The 19,604-nt window shown below is 45.7% G+C and carries 18 protein-coding genes; 10 read left to right on the forward strand and 8 right to left on the reverse strand.

What is annotated here, in order from left to right; all coding sequences use genetic code 11:
- The first annotated feature begins 130 nt into the window (after positions 1–130).
- Entirely contained in the window at positions 131–1,771 is a 1,641-nt protein-coding gene (locus QVA83_RS13675; RefSeq protein ID WP_014951084.1) for an acetolactate synthase large subunit, read from the forward strand.
- 32 nt (positions 1,772–1,803) lie between these two features.
- Positions 1,804–3,234 carry an aldehyde dehydrogenase family protein gene (locus QVA83_RS13680; RefSeq protein WP_287498586.1) on the forward strand — a complete coding sequence of 477 codons (1,431 nt, stop codon included), beginning with the start codon at positions 1,804–1,806 and terminating at the stop codon, positions 3,232–3,234.
- An 84-nt stretch (positions 3,235–3,318) separates the two neighbouring features.
- Here QVA83_RS13680 and QVA83_RS13685 read toward each other — a convergent pair whose 3' ends face one another.
- The gene (locus QVA83_RS13685; protein WP_014951082.1) at positions 3,319–3,678 is read right to left on the reverse strand and encodes a DUF2237 family protein; all 360 of its coding nucleotides are present in this window, start codon (positions 3,676–3,678) and stop codon (positions 3,319–3,321) included.
- Positions 3,679–3,842: 164 nt separating this feature from the next.
- Between QVA83_RS13685 and ubiG the strand changes: the two genes are divergently transcribed.
- The 5 genes from ubiG (at position 3,843) to QVA83_RS13710 (ending at position 8,289) form a co-directional block, all read left to right on the forward strand.
- On the forward strand, positions 3,843–4,595 hold the full coding sequence (gene ubiG / locus QVA83_RS13690) for a bifunctional 2-polyprenyl-6-hydroxyphenol methylase/3-demethylubiquinol 3-O-methyltransferase UbiG (protein ID WP_287498587.1): 753 nt from the start codon (positions 3,843–3,845) through the stop codon (positions 4,593–4,595).
- A 249-nt stretch (positions 4,596–4,844) separates the two neighbouring features.
- Positions 4,845–5,834, forward strand: coding sequence for an esterase/lipase family protein (locus tag QVA83_RS13695; protein WP_287498588.1), 990 nt, complete (start codon positions 4,845–4,847; stop codon positions 5,832–5,834).
- Positions 5,834–6,832 (forward strand): lipase secretion chaperone, encoded by a 999-nt coding sequence (locus QVA83_RS13700; protein ID WP_039221837.1) that lies wholly within the window; start codon positions 5,834–5,836, stop codon positions 6,830–6,832. Before QVA83_RS13695 ends, QVA83_RS13700 begins: the two co-directional genes overlap by 1 nt.
- Before the next feature lie 189 nt (positions 6,833–7,021).
- Positions 7,022–7,630 carry a glutathione S-transferase family protein gene (locus tag QVA83_RS13705; RefSeq protein ID WP_039221839.1) on the forward strand — a complete coding sequence of 203 codons (609 nt, stop codon included), beginning with the start codon at positions 7,022–7,024 and terminating at the stop codon, positions 7,628–7,630.
- Positions 7,630–8,289: a glutathione S-transferase family protein gene (locus QVA83_RS13710; RefSeq protein ID WP_039221842.1), complete on the forward strand. Its 660-nt coding sequence runs from the start codon at positions 7,630–7,632 to the stop codon at positions 8,287–8,289. Before QVA83_RS13705 ends, QVA83_RS13710 begins: the two co-directional genes overlap by 1 nt.
- Here the strand turns inward: QVA83_RS13710 and QVA83_RS13715 are convergent.
- From QVA83_RS13715 to QVA83_RS13725, 3 genes are all read right to left on the reverse strand, one after another.
- Positions 8,279–8,518 (reverse strand): hypothetical protein, encoded by a 240-nt coding sequence (locus QVA83_RS13715; RefSeq protein ID WP_052235473.1) that lies wholly within the window; start codon positions 8,516–8,518, stop codon positions 8,279–8,281. The genes QVA83_RS13710 and QVA83_RS13715 overlap by 11 nt on opposite strands.
- Positions 8,519–8,609: 91 nt before the next feature.
- Entirely contained in the window at positions 8,610–9,518 is a 909-nt protein-coding gene (locus QVA83_RS13720; protein WP_502711466.1) for a homocysteine S-methyltransferase family protein, read from the reverse strand.
- 48 nt (positions 9,519–9,566) lie between these two features.
- Positions 9,567–10,739, reverse strand: coding sequence for an ROK family transcriptional regulator (locus QVA83_RS13725; protein WP_039221849.1), 1,173 nt, complete (start codon positions 10,737–10,739; stop codon positions 9,567–9,569).
- 285 nt (positions 10,740–11,024) lie between these two features.
- On the opposite strand from QVA83_RS13725, the gene QVA83_RS13730 reads away from it, so the two are divergent.
- Positions 11,025–11,993 (forward strand): carbohydrate kinase family protein, encoded by a 969-nt coding sequence (locus QVA83_RS13730; protein WP_039221852.1) that lies wholly within the window; start codon positions 11,025–11,027, stop codon positions 11,991–11,993.
- Between the two features lie 128 nt (positions 11,994–12,121).
- On the opposite strand, the gene efpL is transcribed toward QVA83_RS13730, so the two are convergent.
- The 3 genes from efpL to QVA83_RS13745 form a co-directional block, all read right to left on the reverse strand.
- Positions 12,122–12,697, reverse strand: coding sequence for an elongation factor P-like protein EfpL (efpL, locus tag QVA83_RS13735; protein ID WP_025257482.1), 576 nt, complete (start codon positions 12,695–12,697; stop codon positions 12,122–12,124).
- A 101-nt stretch (positions 12,698–12,798) separates the two neighbouring features.
- Positions 12,799–14,529 (reverse strand): cisplatin damage response ATP-dependent DNA ligase, encoded by a 1,731-nt coding sequence (locus tag QVA83_RS13740; protein WP_287498589.1) that lies wholly within the window; start codon positions 14,527–14,529, stop codon positions 12,799–12,801.
- A complete protein-coding gene (locus QVA83_RS13745; RefSeq protein WP_287498590.1) occupies positions 14,529–15,545 on the reverse strand; it encodes a ligase-associated DNA damage response exonuclease in 1,017 nt (338 codons plus the stop codon). The genes QVA83_RS13740 and QVA83_RS13745 overlap by 1 nt, the downstream gene beginning before the upstream one ends.
- A gap of 244 nt (positions 15,546–15,789) precedes the next feature.
- Here QVA83_RS13745 and QVA83_RS13750 point away from each other — a divergent pair, with 244 nt between their 5' ends.
- Positions 15,790–16,605 carry a putative porin gene (locus QVA83_RS13750; protein ID WP_039221866.1) on the forward strand — a complete coding sequence of 272 codons (816 nt, stop codon included), beginning with the start codon at positions 15,790–15,792 and terminating at the stop codon, positions 16,603–16,605.
- A gap of 46 nt (positions 16,606–16,651) precedes the next feature.
- On the opposite strand, the gene QVA83_RS13755 is transcribed toward QVA83_RS13750, so the two are convergent.
- Entirely contained in the window at positions 16,652–17,845 is a 1,194-nt protein-coding gene (locus tag QVA83_RS13755) for a DUF418 domain-containing protein (RefSeq protein ID WP_287498591.1), read from the reverse strand.
- A 223-nt stretch (positions 17,846–18,068) separates the two neighbouring features.
- On the opposite strand from QVA83_RS13755, the gene QVA83_RS13760 reads away from it, so the two are divergent.
- Positions 18,069–19,604, forward strand: a 1,536-nt coding sequence (locus QVA83_RS13760) for a DEAD/DEAH box helicase (RefSeq protein WP_287498592.1), incomplete at its 3' end; no start/stop codon positions are given.

Consider the following 19,604-nt stretch of genomic DNA (forward strand, 5'->3'; position numbering starts at 1 on the left):
CACTATTTTTTAACATGCCCGTCAGCAACGGGCATTTTATTACGCACAGTAAACCCATTCGCAGCATTGTTTCGTAGCACAACTAATAAGAACTTTATTTTCTGCTCAAATTACAAGGAGCGTGCAGCACATGAAAGCGTCCGATTTATTTGTTAAAGCGTTAGAAGCAGAAGGCGTGGAATACGTCTTTGGTATCCCAGGTGAAGAAAACCTCGACTTACTTGAGTCGTTGCGCGAGTCCTCTATTAAACTGGTGCTGACGCGTCACGAGCAAGGTGCTGGTTTTATGGCTGCTACTTACGGCAGGCTTACCGGAAAAGTGGGAGTGTGCCTTTCGACCTTAGGACCTGGGGCCACTAATCTAGTTACTCCCGCCGCTTATGCTCAACTTGGCGCTATGCCAATGTTGATGATTACTGGGCAAAAGCCGATCAAAACCAGCAAACAAGGTCGCTTTCAAGTTATCGACATCGTTGACATGATGCGGCCGATCACTAAATTCACCAACCAGATTGTGAGTGGCGATAGAATACCTTCTACTGTGCGAGAGGCATTTCGTCTAGCCCATGAAGAGCGCCCGGGCGCTGTACACATTGAACTACCGGAAGACATTGCCGCAGAACAAACCAGTGCCCAAATACTAACACCTAGCATGGCCCGTCGACCTATCGCCGAATACAAAGCAATTGCTGCTGCGGTTACTATGATTGAAGAAGCCCAGTCACCTTTGTTATTGATTGGCGCCGGAGCAAACAGAAAGCTAACAGCGAAAATGCTCAGGGAGTTTGTTGATAAAACCTGCATTCCATTTGTTACCACCCAAATGGGCAAAGGGGTACTAAACGAAAGCGACCCGCGCTTTGCAGGGAATACTGCTCTGTCTGACGGTGACTTTGTACACAGGGCAATAGAGCGTGCCGATCTTATTATCAACGTAGGCCACGATGTGGTAGAAAAGCCACCGTTCTTTATGCATCACAACGATAAAAAAGTGATTCATGTCAACTTTGATTCGGCTGCCGTAGACCCTGTTTACTTCCCGCAACTCGAAGTCGTTGGAGATATTGCTAACAGCATCTGGCAAATAAAAGAAGGCATTACTCCTCAAGACAGTTGGAAACTCGACTTCTACAAAGATGTGCATCAAGCCTATGTAGACCACCGTGCTGAAGCAGAAGACGACAATCGATTCCCTATCTTACCAGAACGTCTTGTACGCGATATTCGTAAAGTTATGCCTGATAACGGCATTGTCACGTTAGACAACGGCGTATATAAAATATGGTTTGCCCGAAATTACCCCGCATATCATCCGAATACCCTGCTTTTAGATAACGCACTGGCTTCAATGGGAGCCGGTTTGCCATCAGCTATAGCAGCCAAACTAGTGAAGCCTGATGTCCCTGTGGTAAGCGTATGCGGCGATGGCGGCTTTATGATGAATAGCCAAGAAATTGAGACTGCCGTTAGGCTTAAGCTTGACCTTGTGGTGATCATCTTGCGCGACGATGCGTACGGAATGATCAAGTGGAAACAAGCAAACATGCAGTTCGATGAGTTTGGTTTAGATTATGGCAACCCCAACTTTGTTAAATACGCACAAAGTTACGGCGCACAGGGCTGGAGAGTTGACGACGCGGATGTACTTATTCACTTAGTTGATAAGTGTTTGAACACAAAAGGCGTACATATTATCGATTGTCCAGTTGATTACAGTATGAATGACAAAACACTAAATCATACGATTAAAGAGCTTAGCGCCAAGCTTTAAGCCAAACGCAACAGAAAGGTAAGGAGTAAAAAATGTTGAAGGAAAGCTATCCCTATTATTTAGCGAGTGAGCCACATTATGCCAATACCGACTTGGACGTGACTAATAAATACACCGGAGAGTTAGCAACCAAGGTGGCGATGGCCGATGCGGATACCATCGATAAGGCCATTGCTGCAGCAGAAGAAGCGCAGCCTGCGATGGCCGCCATGGCTCCTTTCGAAAGACAAGCGGTGCTAGAGCACTGTGTGAAGCGCTTTACCGAAAGAGCCGATGAGTTGGCACAAGCGCTTTGTATAGAGGCTGGTAAGCCAATTAAAGACGCTAAGGGCGAAGTCAGCCGCCTTATCGATACCTTCAAAATAGCGGCAGAAGAATCAGTGCGTATTAACGGCGAGGTGGTGAATTTAGAAATCTCGGCGCGCGCCAAAGGTTATCAGGGCATGACCAAGAAGGTCCCTATAGGTCCATGTTCATTTATATCGCCGTTTAATTTTCCTCTGAATTTGGCTGCGCACAAGGTGGCTCCTGCAATCGCAGCAGGCTGTACCTTTGTACTCAAGCCTGCCTCGCGAACCCCTATTGGCGCGCTCATTATCGGCGAGGTATTAGCTGAAACTGACTTACCCAAAGGCGCATTTTCTATTCTACCTTGTAGCCGCGACGGCGCTGACTTATTCACTACTGATGAAAGACTAAAGCTGCTTAGCTTCACAGGTTCACCTGATGTGGGCTGGGCGCTTAAAGCAAAAGCAGGAAAGAAGCCGGTGGTATTGGAGCTTGGCGGTAACGCCGCATGCGTAGTTGATGAAGATGCCGATATTGAAGACGCCATCGACCGGGTAATTGTCGGTGCTTATTATCAATCAGGGCAAAGTTGTATAAGTGTTCAGCGCCTTTTAGTGCACAGCAAAATATACGATGAGTTTAAGTCACGCTATGTGGAAAAAGTGAAAGCGTTAGTGTCTGGCGACCCGTCTAATGAAGACACCTTTATTGGCCCTATGATCTCAGAAGGCGAAGCAGAGCGCCTTCACGGCTGGATTGAAGAAGCAAAAGAGAAAGGTGCCACCATTCTATGCGGCGGAACGCGAGACGGCGCCATGCTTGAGGCTACGGTAATGGAAAATGTACCAAAGGATTGTGATGCCAGTGCCGAAGAAGCGTTTGGCCCTCTATCTATTCTGGTGCCATTCGATGACTATGACGAAGCGCTTGAAGAAGTAAATAACAGCCGCTACGGACTTCAAGCAGGTGTGTTTACCCGCGATATATATAAAGCACACAAAGCATGGGACGTGCTTGACGTTGGTGGTGTGGTCATTGGAGATGTACCTAGCTGGCGGGTGGACAACATGCCCTATGGTGGCGTGAAGGACTCAGGCTTAGGTCGCGAAGGTATTCGCTATGCGATTGAAGATATGTCTGAGACTCGCCTTATGGTAATTCGTACTCCTCAGTAGTAGATTGAGCTTCACTGCTCAATCAAGCAATGTTCGCGCAATAGTGCGAATATAAGCATTCGAGGGCGAGGCGGCAGGTTTAGATTAATCTGCCGCGTACTCTTCTAGCAGTGAAAGTGGAATAATGTCTAACGCTTTTTCATGTGTGGCTTCCAAGCGTACTTTCGGCGCTACACCTGCCTCATAGGCTTGTAGCCAGCGAGCGGCACACAAACACCATCTGTCGCCTGCTAACAGGCCAGGAAATGTCATACTAGGCCACGGCGTGATGAGGTCGTTGCCTTGTCGTAGCGAAAATTGAAGAAATTCGTCAGTGACAACCGCGCATACGCTGTGATTACCCACATCAGCGTCTGGTACATAGCAAAATCCTTCTCGCGTAAATCCAGTATTTCCACAGCATAGCTGGAGTGGGCGTCCATAGACATTTTTTGCGTTCGCCAAAATCAGAACCCTCTTTTACAACGTATGGTTTAATAGGTATGTCTTATTCAAATCGCCAAGTAGCGAATTTAGGATGAATAGAACCTTATCTATCCACCTTATGACCCTGCTCGACAAGGGTCAACAATAAGCGCTACGGTAACTACGTTTTAAGGTAAAAAATCGTGCTCGATAAAAGCAAAAAAACAGGCGACAGTAACTTTTCTGAACAAGAGATTGCGCGCTTCGATGCGCTGGCTGACTCTTGGTGGGACCCAGAAGGCAAATACAAAACCGCGCTGGATTTTAATCGGGCAAGACTAAACGTTATAAAAGCACAAATAGAAAATCATTTCGGTCAGGGCAACTTGCCTCCCGATTATTCCGCCTTATCAGTGATAGATATTGGCAGTGGCGGTGGGCTAATAAGCGAACCGCTAGCAAAATTAGGCGCTCAAGTTACGGGTATAGATGCCAGTGCAGTGAGCGTAGAAGTGGCAAAGCGCCATGCTCAAAATATAGGAGTAAAGGTAGACTATCAGCATAAACTCTCAAGCGAGGTAGTAGAAGAAGGTCGGCAATATGATGTGGTAATTAACGCCGAAGTTGTTGAGCACGTGCCTGACCAGCAGCAGCTTATGCGAGAGTGCGCAAGTTTAGTTAAGCCGGGTGGCCTGCTGATTTTGGCAACGCTGAACCGCACGCTGAAAAGTTATGTTGTTGCCATAGTGGGAGCGGAATACGTAATGCGCTACTTACCTATAGGAACCCATGACTGGAAGAAATTTGTTAAGCCCAGCGAATTAAAAAGCTGGATTGGAAATGAGTTTACCCTTAAGTATCAGGTCGGTATGAGGCTAAACCCACTTAAAGGAGAGTGGCTAACCACTTCGAGCCTGGCCGTAAACTACATTCAAACATATTCCAAACATAAATAAGCGACTATAAGTGTTATTTATGTCCTGTATGTATAGTGAAAATGGTATGGGTTAACATACTTCATACCTGACGCTATCTTTCTGAATTAACTGATTAATAGTAACTAACTCCGTCGAAAACTTACCTATACACAGTAAAAGCCTTTATTAAAGATTTCACACAAAGGTTGATCTTTACATTGTGTTTACATAATAATAACAAAGGTCTGACCACAGACCACATTCAACCATAATTATGGGATACACTCGATGACAATATATAACCACTTACGCTCTATAAGAATACGCTCTACAAAACCATGGCTCGGTAAATTCGCCGTGTTATTAGCTTTGTTCAGTATGACATTAGGCTTGTCTGGCCAAGCCTACGCTGGCACCTACGCAAAAACCAAGCACCCTATTGTGTTAGTTCACGGTCTGTTTGGGTTCGAAGATATCTTATTTGTTGATTATTTCTATAAGGTACCGCACAAACTTAGCCGAAACGGCGCTGTTGTCTATATCGCAGAGGTCTCACCAGCAAACTCGACCGAAGTCCGCGGTGAACAGTTACTCGATTACATTGATGAAGTTCTGGCGCTATCAGGAGCTGACAAAGTGAATTTAATTGGACACAGTCACGGTGGTCCAACGGCACGTTACGCCGCAAGCGTTGCCCCAGATAAGGTTGCTTCGGTAAGTTCAGTTGCCGGCGTAAACTGGGGAAGCAAAGTGGCAGATGAACTACGAGACGCTTTTTCTGAAGGTTCAGTGGGCGAGGGTGCTGCGGGCGTTGTATTTAATGCGTTCGCCAATATCATCGAGATTGCCTCTGGGTCAGATCCGCGAGACAAACCTACAGATTCAATCGCTGCGCTTAATTCATTGTCTACGTCTGGCTCTGTTGCTTTCAATCAAAAATATCCAGAAGGGATGCCTACTGCCTACTGCCGCAACGATGGAAAAATGTTGGCTGAAAATGGCGTGTACTATTTCTCGTGGAGCGGAGGCAGAACTTACACCAATGCACTTGATGTAGTTGACCCATTCTTAGCTATTACTGGCACCGCATTCAAAGAGCCAAACGATGGGCTAGTATCGACCTGTAGTTCTCATTTAGGCAAAGTACTTAAAGACAACTATAAAATGAACCACCTTGATGAAGTCAACCAGAGCTTTGGCATAACGCACTGGTTTGAAACCGACCCAGTTGACGTGTTTGTTCGTCAGGCTAACCGACTGAAAGGCTTAGGACTGTAGTGGAGAAGCGTCAATTACGCCGTGTTTTTCCAATACTAGGAGGGCTGCTCGCCCTCTTAGTATTCGGTGCTATTCTTTACAACCAGTTAGCGTCTGAATCCCAAACCTCTAATTCAGAAATTTTCAGTCAACGCTCATCCTTAGGTGAACAAGCGAAAGCCGGAGAATATGAGTTAGAAGGAGGCGGTGCAGTACATCAAGTAACTGATGTAGGTAGTCATCGGGATAGTGACACTGATATTGCAGCTGATCTCATTCCCTTTGAACTCAATTACTCGACCAAAGACGCTTTCGATCGCTTCGTATTTGCACGCACCTCAGAAGTGCCGCAAGCAGTGAAACTTGCCTACACAACCCATGCTTATGAAGTATTCACACTCAGCACGCAAGGTGACGCAATCGACTTATTTGCCCGGTATGTCGATTACAAAGTAGCGCTGTCTTTGGTTGAATTGGACGTCGACCTTGCCAGTCACAGCTTGCAGGATGTGTCGTTTAAGCTAGATGAGCGAGAGGAAATTAGACGAACTTACTTTAATAATACTGAATACCACTATCTGTTTAGTCAAGAAGCGCAGGTAGACGAGGCGGCGCTAGCACGTTTAAGTGTTGCCCAAGAAAACACCTTATCCAGAGACGAAAGAAAGGCCCTTATCGTCGAGTCAATTAAAGCGGGAAACTCCGCCGAACGTGAAGCCTTCCAGCCCACGCTTAATATGCATCGAATAAACGAAATAAAAAACAACCACAGCACTATTAACGATCGCTATAACGCAGTGGCGGCTGAATTTGGTAGCGAAGTTGCAGAACGCTTTTCCAAAACATGGGCACAACAAGCTCAGTGGCAAAACAGAATTGCCGAATACAAAACATTCCGCGATAACTTGGCTCAGCAATCTCTTGATTCAAACGCAATAGAAAAAGCACTGCAAGAGTATCAATCTGCCCATTTTACTGACAATGAAATAAAGCGTCTTAAAGTACTCACAGCGCTGTAGCAGCATCTAGATAGAGCTGGTTCAAGACCTGCAACTGGTTAATTATCTGCGAAAAATACAGAGGTATAACCATAAAGGCGCTGAATAGTATGAGTCATATACAGAGTGATTTGAAAGCGTACTGCACAGTTACTAATCTTGGGTTATTACAATTCCTGACTAATCACCATAAGGCCCGTAATCATTATTATGAAAATCTACGAAACGAAGACTGCGCCCAACCCACGTCGAGTACGAATGTTTTTGGCTGAGAAGGGCATTGACGTTGACTACGTTCAGGTCGACATTCAAAAGGGTGAAAATCTAACTGCGGAAATGCGCGCGAAGAACCCGCTGGGAAAGATACCTATTTTAGAGCTTGATGACGGCACCTGTATTGCCGAAACCGATGCCATTTGTACGTATTTTGAAGCACTGCAGCCAGAGCCACCGCTAATGGGAACAACGCCCGTTGAAAAAGCGACTATTTCTATGTGGCAACGACAAGTAGAGTTCGCGTTTATGATGCAAATTGGTATGTGTTTTCAACATACTACAGGTTACTTTAAAGATCGTATGACGCCAGTTCCTGAATTTGGTAAGGAAGCGGGTATCAATGCGTCGAAATATTTGAACATTTTAGAGCGTCGACTTGGTGTTAAAGAGTTTATTGCTGGTGACACCTTTTCTATTGCTGATATAACCGCGTTATGCGCTATGGATTTCGCCCGTGTGGTAAAAATTCGTATGACTGACGAGCATGTCAATCTGGCGCGCTGGTATGAGGCGGTAAGTAACAGAGAGAGTGCAAGAGCCTAATGATAGATTTATACACCGCAGCCACACCGAACGGTTGGAAAGCGTCGGTAGCGCTTGAAGAAATGGGGCTTGAATACACCGCCCATGCCGTAAACCTGATGAAGGGAGAGCAGAAAACTCCTGAATTTTTGGCGATGAACCCCAATGGCCGTATTCCGGTAATTGTGGATAGAGAAGCCGAGGGTCACATCGTGTTTGAGTCTGGCGCTATCATGATTTATCTCGCAGAAAAAAGCGGTATGTTTTTACCCACCGACGCAAAGCGAAAAAGCCAGGTTTTACAGTGGGTCATGTTTCAGATGGGAGGCATAGGCCCAATGATGGGCCAAGCTAATGTGTTCCACCGCTACCTAGAAGAAAAAATTCCAGTGGCGATAGCACGTTATCAGAACGAAGTACGCCGCCTATTTACTGTGCTTGATGGGAGGCTAGAAAATCGAGAGTATTTGGTCGACGACTACAGTATTGCTGACATGGCGAACTGGTGTTGGGTGCGTACCTATGAATGGTCTGGTGTAAGCATAGAAGGGTTAGACAACTTAACCCGTTGGAAAAACAGTATTGAAGCGAGGCCAGCCGCACGGCGTGGAGTGGAAGTCCCTAATAAAATTGACAGAGAAGCACTGATCAAAGGGGCTAAAAATGTTGTTACGAAATAGCGCTTTTAACTGAGTCGACAAACCGATTTAGCCATCCCGATGCCATGCTAGGTTTGTAAACAAGTTCGAAGTGCTCCGTATGATAAAAGTTATAACCTAATACATCGACGCTAGTAAGGTTATGGCTTTTTGCTATGAAGTCAGGCACGTAGGCCAAGGCCAGTCCTTGTCGAACAATAGATATCAGCGTGCCAAAATCACTACATCGATAGCGAATTGAGCGGGGCACTTTGTCGTCTCTCCATCCATCAGAACCGATGCCGCGTTTTATTCCACAAAAGGGCGAAACACAGGACTTTGCGCTGTGAAGCTAGCCCCGTCTATTTAGTGCTTTTTTGACCAAAAACGTCGCTGATGGCTTTAATATGCTCAGGGCCGATACCACAGCAGCCCCCGATGATAGTTGCGCCAGCAGCTACCCAAGTCTTAACGTATTCAACATAGCGGGCGGGGGTTATATCGTCACGTATTTCGGAAAGTAGCGCGTTGGCCGCGTGTGTACGTTTTCTCTCAGAAAAGCTATTTGCATAAGCGCCAATATTAATCGAAGCATTTAAACTTCGCGTTATTGAAATAGCGTCTTCCATCTCTTCCGGCTGCGAGCAATTGAAAAGTACGCTCTGTACTTCGCTCAATATTGGCGCTATCTCACTTAGCGGCTCACCAGAGCGCAATGTCACAGGCTCGTTAGATGTTTCTCGATTACTAACGGAAAATGACAGCCATAAAGGCAGTGTAGAGTGCTGTTTTATAAGTGATACCACGGCTTCAGCTTCTTCTACCGAGCTTGCAGTTTCAATCAACCAAACATCAACGTAGGGCTCCTGCGCTTTAATAAGCGGTGTGAGAATGTCGGCTACACGGGTTGCATCAAATAAATCTGGGCGGTAAGAACCAAAAGCCGGAGGAACGCTACCCGCGACAAATCGCTTATTGTCACCATCGCTCTTTAGTGCGTTTACTGCGCCTCGAGCGAGTTCGGCCGCACTCTGAGCCAGAGTAAAAGCCTGCTCCCTAAATGTATTTTCCCCAATATGAAAAGGTACAAGCGCATAGGCGTTAGTGGTAATAACGCAGGCACCAGCTTCAAGAAAACGTTTGTGCACATCACTTACTAATTCAGGTGTTTGCATTAGTGCCAGTGCTGACCACTCTGGCTGCTTAAAGGGCGCACCTGTCTTTTTCAGCTCTCGCCCCATGCCGCCATCTAAAATTAAAATGTCATGCATTCCTTCTTTCATACTGCCCAAAGCCAAACCTTTTGAGATGTGAGATGGCTAGTAATAATTTGCCTGAAGGGCTAGGTTTGCACTTCCAATGGATTGCGCTTTTCTGCCTACAAGACCTTCGCTTATGTGTACCTGAGCAAGGCCACGCATATCAAGCGTCTCCATCGCGCTTTGCGTATGCGCGACCAATGCGTTTTTGACATCATCAGGAATTGCGCCATCTATGATTACGCCGTCTAGGTCTAACAAGCTCATTGCACATTGAGTCGCAAAGGCCAATCCTCTGGCGGTTTCGCTTAACCAGTCTTCTATTGAGCGCGTGTCACAAGACCAGTGGGATGGCGATTCATAAATATGCTGACCGTTGTGCCCAGCGTCGTTTAGCTTTCTTTCCAGCAAATAAAGTGAAGACTGGGTTATTAGCTGGCTTTGTGTACTGCCATTGTAAAAGGGCAAAGAGCCAATGGCCCCAGCGTTGCCTGTTTTTCCATTAACTAACTGGTTATTGAGAACTAGGCCACCACCTAAGAATGTGCCAACAAAGATATAAAGAAAACTACTGTAGTTTTGGGGATTACCGAACGACATCTCTGCGCTGCACGCTGCTCCAGCGTCATTTTTTATAAAAACAGGCAGTGATAATAAATCTTCCAACGCGGCTTGTGGATTAAACTCTCTCCACTCTTCCAATTCATTTTTTGGGGCGCCGGCTTCTTCTGCCCAGCTCCAAATTTCGAAGGGCATAGCAACGCCTAAACCTCGGATCAGGCGCTGTTGGTCGGCATCCAAATTTTTAATTAATACGTTGAAAGCACGTTTTGCAAAGGTAAGCAGGTTGCTTACGGTCGGGTAGGCAAACTTCTCGTGAAGTGTTGCTCTTACATTGCCTTTTAAGTCGAGTAACGTCATATCGAAACTTCGTCGACCTACTTTCAGCCCTATACCAAACGCGCCGCTTTCATTTAGACCAAACGGCACCTTGGGCTGGCCTACACCGCCTTTGATTGGCTTTAGTCGCCTTACTAGGCCGTCAGCCTCTAGTTTTTTAATGATCACTGTCGCTGATTGTGCAGACAGCCCTGTTAATTGGGCTATTTCAGCTTTAGGTAATGAAGAACGTTGGCGAATTAGGGTAAGAATATCCCGTTCATTCGCTGAGCGGCTATCAAGCAATGTAGGTGCTTTCTGTGATGGTAGGTGAAAGGCCGATTCTTTATTCAATGTATTTACAATCTATCGTTTTAAGAAGCTAGAGTGTAATAACAACCTAGCCGTGTATCAAATTTAAGAAATGGTGTAGGTACTTGTTCCGACATAACTTTATTCGACAGTACTACGACAACCCTATCACACCCATTGATTTTTACGCAAAATGTTAAATCAATCAGGTTGATTTAATTTGTGCTTTCGACAATACTATGCCCCAATTAATTAACGATTCGTTAACCTTGTGCGAACTGTGCATAGGTAAGCTGCAATTTTTAAATTTTGTTAAGAGAGGCTGGTATGAAAATTTTGTGTTTAGGTGAAGTACTCATTGATATGTTAAGCCAAGGTGCTGCGCCCAAAGATGGTAACATACCGGCAATGAAGCCTTTTCAGCCTTATGCTGGCGGTGCACCTGCTAACGTAGCGGTTGCTGTTGCTCAGCTGGGTGGAGAGAGTGCAATGGTATCAAAGGTAGGTGACGATACCTTTGGCGCCTTTCTTAAAGAAATGCTTGAGCACTACAAAGTAAATACGGACTTTGTGTGGACTACACAGGAAGGTAATACGGCGCTGGCATTTGTGAACTTAGACGAAGACGGCGAGCGTTCGTTTGATTTTTATGTTGATAATGCCGCACATAAACATATTTCAGAGCAAGACTTGTCGACAATTGATTGCGACAAAAATACAGTGCTTCACTTCTGTTCAGGTTCAATTTCAGGCCCTGAACTTATTCCTGGCACCGAGTTTATTTTAAACAAGGCGAAGGAAAACGGCATGATGGTGTGTTTAGACATTAATTATCGCCCAGCATTTTGGGATGACACTGCAAATGCGCCGACACGTATTGATGAAGCAGCAAAGAAAGTTTCTATACTTAAGGCAAGCCGTGAAGAGTTAGCAGAGCTTTATGGCGAAGAAAATGCCGATACAAAAGTTCAGCAATGGCTTGATAGCGGCGTTAAAGTTGTATTGGTAACTGATGGTGGTGAGCCAATTCACTATATTACAAAGTCGTTTAGCGGCACGCTAGCGTCACCCAAAATGGATGTAAAAGACACGACTGCAGCAGGCGATTCATTTATCGGTGGGTTCCTTTACTTCCTTTCTACCAAAGTGAAGAGCACCGATGAGTTTGGTGCATGGGTAGAAAACTTTGAAAACGTTAGCGAAGCGACTGAATTTGCTATTCGTTGCGGAGCTTACACGGTCACGCAGTACGGTGCATTTAGTGCGCTGCCTACACAGGCTGATATCGCAAAGTAAAAGGCGTTGAACAACGTTTTCAAAACTGATTTCAAGGCAATTAAAAAAGGGTTCGATATGAACCCTTTTTTGCCATTTTAGAGCTTAACAAGCGTCGATGGCAGGTTAATTTAATAAGTTAACTCAGCTCAGTGCTTATCGGCTCTGCTTTGGAACTTACGTTCCTCGGTGTTGACCTTTATCCACTCGCCTGTACTGATGTATTCTGGCACCTGCACCACAAGCCCGGTTGAAAGCGTAGCGGGTTTAGTACGAGAAGTCGCCGATGCCCCTTTAATTGACGGGTCGGTCTCAACTACTTCAAGTTCTACGCTCATAGGCAAGTCCAGGGCAACAGGCACTTCGCTAACAATAACAACTTGAATGCCGTCAGTTTCCTCGTTAATGAACAAGGCTTCGTTTTCAATGCTTTCTTTGTTCAAGTGATAGGGGGTGTAGTCCTCCTTATCCATGAATACATATTCTTCGCCATCAATATACGAAAACATAGCAGGGCGACGAATTAAGTCAGCCATATCTAGGGTATCTGAGTCTTTAAACGTTTCATCGTATTTGGCACCTGTTACCACATCGTACATGCGCATACGATAGATGCTACCGCCTGCACGACCTTGAGGGACAGAGCGTTCAATGTCTCGCACTATGCAAGTTTTTCCGTCAAATACCACAGTGTTATTCTTTTTAATTTCACTAGCCTTAGGCATGGCGATTTCCTATTGTTTTATTTTCTTAAGGTGTAAACCTTATTTCTATCTCGCCCTATTCTCTGCGATTTTACACGACTAAGAAAGGATTTTTGATGGGCTTATCCTTCTATTAATGCTTTTACATTCGCTAACGTATCAGCTTCACTCGCGGGCTTGTCCCAACGAATTCTATGCATACGGGGAAAGCGCAGCGCGACCCCTGATTTGTGCCTAGATGAAGGGTGTACAGCGTCGAAAGCCACTTCAAGCACTAGCTCTTTTTTCACTTCTCTTACCGGGCCAAACCGTCCTACGGCATTGCGCCTTACCCAATTGTCCAGTTTTTTAAGCTCTTCATCGGTGAACCCAGAATATGCTTTTCCGATAGGCAGAAGCTGACTGTCCTCCCAAACGCCAAACGTGTAATCAGAATAAAAGCTGGAGCGCTTACCGTGCCCGCGCTGCGCATACATCATTACCGCATCCACAACTAGCGGATCGCGCTTCCATTTAAACCACTGGCCTTTAGGCCTGCCAGGTACATAATGACTATCTAAGCGCTTTATCATCAGCCCTTCTACCGCACGATTTTGGCATACTTGGGTGTGAAGCTGGCGCAAAGTTTCGGGGGAGGTGGCATTGAGTGTTTCAGAAAGAAATAAACGGCTGTTATTCGTTTTGCTAAACCATTCTTCAAGGTAGTGGCGCCGCGCTTTTAGTGTTTTTTCTGTTAGATCTTCACCATTAAGCACTAAAGCATCGTAAACGATTAGTCCAACCGGGGCGGAAGACTGTAACGCTTTGCTCGGTTTCTTTTTATTAAGGCGCTGCTGGAGGGCATTAAAGGTATCCACATTAGGCTGTGTGGCAGATGAAGCTTGTTTACCGCTTTTATCACTACTCGTGCGTTGACTAGCTGCACTTTGGGCAGTCGATTCTTCAGATGGGTGAAAGCCAGGTTCTGCATTATGGATAACCAGTAGTTCTCCATCTAGCACCATATTGCCACTTATAGACTCAAGCAGATCAGGGAATGAGTGGCTAATATCATCGCCAGTGCGGGAGAAAAGGGCTTTTTGGGGCTTATCGCCATCGGCCCCACTACCGTTCTGAGCCTTATCGTTGATAGGGTTATTTGACTTAACAACAAGCTGCACACGAATGCCGTCATACTTGTTCTCAATTTGCCACGTGTTCTTGGTGAATGCCTTGATATCGCTATCTTCAATGGGGTGAGAAAGCATAACTGGATGAAAGGTGACGGCATTTTTAATATCAGGCTTGTCGACTTTTCCTTCTAGCCAACCAAGCATATCGACATAAGGCGGGGTAATCGCGTGCCAAAGTGTCTCAACTTCTTTAATGTCTTTATTGCCATAGTCGGCCAATATCTGTTTTATAGAGCGTGCCGAAACGCCTATACGCAGGCCTCTGGTGCCTAATTTTAGTAACGCCCAGCGTTGGGCAGGCGTCATTATCGTTAGGTAGTGAGCTAGTGTGGCAGAAACTTTCTGCTTACTTATAGACGTAAAGGTTTCTACCACCTCGGTAAGCGTGGGTAGTGAATCTGAAGGCTCGCTATATGGCCATAAATGAGCCACGGTTTCACTAACCTCACCCACATAGTCATAGCTCATAGCAAAAAGCGCAGGGTCGGTATGTTCGGAAATAAGCTTTTTTACCGTGTTTCGCTTAAAGAAGTCGAATCTTAATGTGCCTGCCATAGCAGCAATAGCCCATCCACGATCGGGGTCTGGCGCATTGGCAATGTAGTCGGCAATCAGCTGCGCCTTGGCTTTGTTTCCAGACGTGAAATACAGCTGTTCAAGTAAGTGACTGAATGCTTCCACTAGTCGCCTCCTTGCTCATCTTCATCATAACCAACTAGCGATAGCGCTCTGGCTTTATACCCCATTTTCTCTGCCTGATACATCAGCGCATCTTCTCTGCCATGAGTCACCCACACTTCTTTCGGGTTAACTTCTTCAATGGTTTGCAGCAATTCAGGCCAGTCGCAATGATCAGAGATAATAAGCGGTAGCTCGACATTTTTTTGCTTAGCGCGAGCGCGAATTTGCATCCAGCCAGATGCTACAACAGGGCGTACATTAGGTAAGCTTCGCGACCACCTATCGGCAAGTGCAGAAGGGGGAGCAATGATTATCTCACCGGCTAACGTTTTTTTATCCGCGACCTCAGACACCGGAATTAACTCGCCTAAGTCTATTCCTAATTGCTTGTATAGATCGCACAATTTTAGCTGCGCACCGTGTAAGTAAATTGGCTTGGCGTAACCCGCCTCGCGCAGCGCCAATATCACCCGTTGACATTTGCCCAGCGCATAAGCGCCTACTAAATGGCATCGTTCTGGAAACACCCGTAACGAATGAAGGAGCTTTTCAATTTCATGTTCAATGGGCGGGTGCTTAAAGACAGGAAGCCCAAAGGTGGCTTCGGTAATCAATACATCGCATGGAACAACCTTAAACGGTGGGCATGTAGGATCGTGGCGACGTTTGTAGTCGCCTGAAACCACAACTCGGTAGCCTGCATATTCAATAAGAATTTGTGTAGACCCAAGAATATGGCCAGCAGGATAAAATGTGGCTCTTACATCGTTAAAATTGACGGCTTCACCCATTGCTACAGCGTGCTGGTGGATAGCCATATCTTCACCGTATCGGGTTTTCATAATTGCCAGTGTTTCTGAACTTGCGAATACACTGTGATGACCTGCCCGTGCATGGTCTGCGTGCCCGTGGGTGACAAGCGCGGTGGCGACTTCATTCATGGGGTCAATGTAAAACTCACCGGGTTCACAATACAAGCCAGTATCATCAGTTTTTAGCCATGTTGATGGGTGCACTAATTACCATACCTGCAAATTAGAGAATGCTTGTTACTACGTATTCACTCCCTTAAAACGACCACTTGAAGTATGCAAGACCAATAACTCAATATGTGTGCTGAACTAGTTGGCTTTACGAATTGTCACAAAATATGTCGATATGCTGTCAACTATTGCACTACACGACCTTTTAATTTAACTTCAACGCCTACTAGAAAAAGAGCTTTTTTTGGATGCTCACTATAAATAAGGATATTGCCTAATGCTGCGTTTGAGCGCTTGTTTACTAGCTGTTTCAACCCTTCCTGTGTTTGCCCAATCAACTGATATTCAGCATGAAATTGCGTTAGGATTTTCTGATGTACGTGATGCCGACGACAACTTTATTGGTGCAAGTTACCGCCACTATTTTGAATCAGTGAATATAGACCAGCAACCTTGGTCGATTAGCCCCTACCTTCAAAGAAAGAACAATGTTTCTGTGGATTATTTTGGTATAGATAACATCGACAGCGTAAATGTTCGAGGAGAATGGTTTTATTCAAATACACTGGTAATTCGAGGGCGTTACGGGCGTGTAACCAACGACAATAGATATTTTGACGAAACATTAAATCGCTATGCCGTAGAGGTATCTACGTTTGCGAACCAAAATTGGGAATACGGCGTCGGCGTAGAGTACTTTCATCTAAATGAAGAACTTTTCAGTTCCATTGATGTTGGCGTTAGCGAGGAGCGTTCAGATTCTGAATTTAGCTACAGTGCATTTGCTCGATATACAAGCTTTGGCCAGCGCGCTGGTAAGTTTTCTCCAGGCTGGGACACTAAATTGAAAGCGACACAGTTTGATGGCGAGTTCTCCATTGAGCTAGATACAGATTATTATTTCCGTCCTGATTGGAGCGTAGGCGTTACTTACATTCACGAGAGTAATGAGGTCATAGGCTCTGACAACGTGATTGAACTAGGCACACACTTCTGGTTCAACCCGCATTCATCTATCGAATTTGGCTTAGGCTATGATACCGACGAGAATCAGTTGGGCTCGGCTACGTTGTTAGGAACATTTAGATTCTAATACGCCACTCAAGTGGACGAGGGCCTTATTTTTCACAGGCCCTTTTTTATACTTCATCCATGTAGGTGAGCTGTTCTTTCTCATCATGTTTCAATTTTTGCTTTTTGTGAAAACTGCGCAAATACATTTTTCGCCATAGGGCTTCAAAGGGACCTTGGTTGAAGTGCTTAGTAATGGCGTTCGCCAAAATAACTTGTACTGCGGTGAAGGCAATGGTGACCAGAAGCAAATCAAGCAACGTCACGCTGTAAATAAAGTTTGGAAAATAAGCGGGCATGACGATGCGAAATAGCACAGCGAGTGCTATTGATTGGGTTAGGTAGAGCGTGAGTGCAACTTTGCCGCAGTTTATAAGCGACTGATACCACCACGCCGCAGTATGTCTTATGTTTATCAATACGTGAGCGTATACCAAAGCACAGAAAATGGCTGGAATGCTAGTGAACATGGGAATCACATCTAATGTTACCTGTTCGAATAAAAATTGCGGAAGTGCAGTAATGATGGATGTGACGATGGCAACTAATACTAACTTCTTAAATAGTAGTGACGAGAAGCCGTGATTGAAAAAGCCTGCCCTATACAAATAAGCGCCAAACATCATAAGCCCCATAGACTGCCACAGCATAGTGAATGGCGCGACAATAACCGTAGACAGCATAAACGATGCTTGAATACCAAGTTGCGTTAAGTAGCCGCTTTGCCACAAGGCCACTTCTTCGTTAAATGTTTCACTGGGTCGTGTTGGCAGTTCAGCCCCCATGTCGAACACAAACGCCATGACGAGCCCACCAACTAACATAATTGCGCTTCCCACAATAAGGTAATGAATACTTTTCTTTTTGAGTTCATCTTGAGGGAGCGTGAAGTGTTTTAAAATAAAAAATGCGAACAGGCTGTAATAAAGCAAAATGTCGCCGCTGAAAATAAATACGCCATGCAGTAGCCCAAATACAAAAAGCCACTTAAGTCTGGCTTGTGAGAAATCTAAAAAATGGTGTCCGCGCTTTTCGCAGGACTCAAATTGAATTGCCAGACCTGCACCGAACAGCAAGCAGAACAGAGAGCGAAATCGTCCATCCAAAAACAGCGTATTAAAAAGTGAAATAACCGTGTCTGATAATAGCGGCTCTTCAAAAAATGCATAGTTAGCGTAACCGTTTTGGTGAAACGTAATGTTCATGAATAAGATGCCAAGAATGGCTAAACCTCTAACGGCGTCTATTGAATGAATTCGCATGTACGGTCCTTGTAAGAAAATCGCTAATTCGTGAAGCATAAGAAGGTCAAAAACTCTGCGCTGAAGTTTACGCTAAGAAAATGCATGGGGTCGAAGTGAAAAGTGTATCTAAACATTAAACGCGCTGAGGATGATTACATTGTGCACCTATCGTAAGGCGTGACAAGTAAACCTAACCAAGGTTTTGCCGTATAAGTGCTAAAAGTATTAACAAGAACCATCAATGACTTCACTTCCTTCAGTCTTTGCCCATTGGTTTGAACAAAAAGGCTGGCAACTACGCGATTATCAACACACCATGCTGGTGGAGAAAGACCAGCATGACTGTACATTATTGATTGCGCCAACCGGCGCTGGCAAAACCCTGTCTGGCTTTTTACCTAGCCTAATCGAACTTGCAGAGACATTTAGTATGAGCGAGCTTGCTGAGGCATTCGGTACGAGTGAACTTGCTGAGATTTCGGAAAACCAGGAGCTTGTTAAGAAGACCGGAACCAGCGAACAAGCCGAAATAAAAACAATAAACAAACAGGCAACAAAAGGAAAAGAAAAGGGAGGGTTCAACGGCCTACATACCCTTTACATATCACCGCTGAAAGCACTCACGCAAGATATTCATCGTAATTTGTTACAGCCCATTGAAGAGATGGCGCTGCCGATAACGGCAGAAACACGCACAGGCGATACGCCCTCACACAAGCGCCAGCGTCAACGTAAAAAGCCGCCTAACATCCTGCTTACCACACCAGAATCGCTCATGCTGATGTTGAGCTACGCCGATGCCGACAAGCTTTTTGGCAAGCTTAAACGCGTGATCATCGACGAAACGCACAGTTTAATGGCCAACAGGCGCGGTGACTTTCTTTCACTCGCCCTCGCGCGGTTAAGCGTTCTATCACCGCATTGTAAGCGTATTGGCTTATCAGCCACCGTCGCTTTTCCCGAAACGCTAGGTGCGTGGCTGGCTGGCAGTGACGGTGTAGCTAATATTGTAAAAGTGAAAGCGGGTGAAAAACCTAAGGTGGAAATGCTGCACTCTAAAGCGCGCATGCCTTTTGGCGGCTTTATGGCTCGCTACGCCATCGATGATATTTATCAGGCTATTGAAAACGCGAAAACCACGCTGGTTTTTGTGAATACGCGAGCTCAGTCAGAGCTGTTGTTTCAAATGCTGTGGGAGGCAAACAAGGCTGCGCTACCCATTGCCCTTTATCACGGCAGCTTGAGCAAAGAGCAGCGTCGTAAGACCGAAGCCATGATGGCAAGCGGCATGCTGAGGGCAATTGTATGTACGTCGGCCTTGGAGTTAGGTATCGACTGGGGTGATGTAGACAAGGTCATACAAGTTGGCGCACCTAAAGGTGTAAGCAGGCTGCTGCAAAGGATAGGGCGAGCAAACCACAGGCTCGACGAGCCAAGTGAAGCGTTGCTCGTACCGGCAAACCGTTTTGAAGCGCTGGAATGTCAGGCGGCGATCTCCGCTATTGAAAAAGGGGAGCTAGACGGGGAATGCCCACAGCCAGGGGCACTGGACATTGTCCCGCAATTTATATTGAACTGCTTGTGTAGTAGGGCTGATAGCCCAGATACCTTGTATCAAGAGATACTTACCGCCACGCCATATCAATGGTTGGATAGAGATGATTTCGATAAGCTGTGGCAGTTTACTCAAGACGGCGGCAGTGCGCGTAATGCGTATGAGAGATATCAACGCCTCACAAAACACGACGATGGCACTTACTCGCCAGCGAATCGGCGG

This window comes from Alteromonas sp. AO-Serp, assembly GCF_017849675.1.
Taxonomy (GTDB): domain Bacteria; phylum Pseudomonadota; class Gammaproteobacteria; order Enterobacterales; family Alteromonadaceae; genus Alteromonas; species Alteromonas macleodii.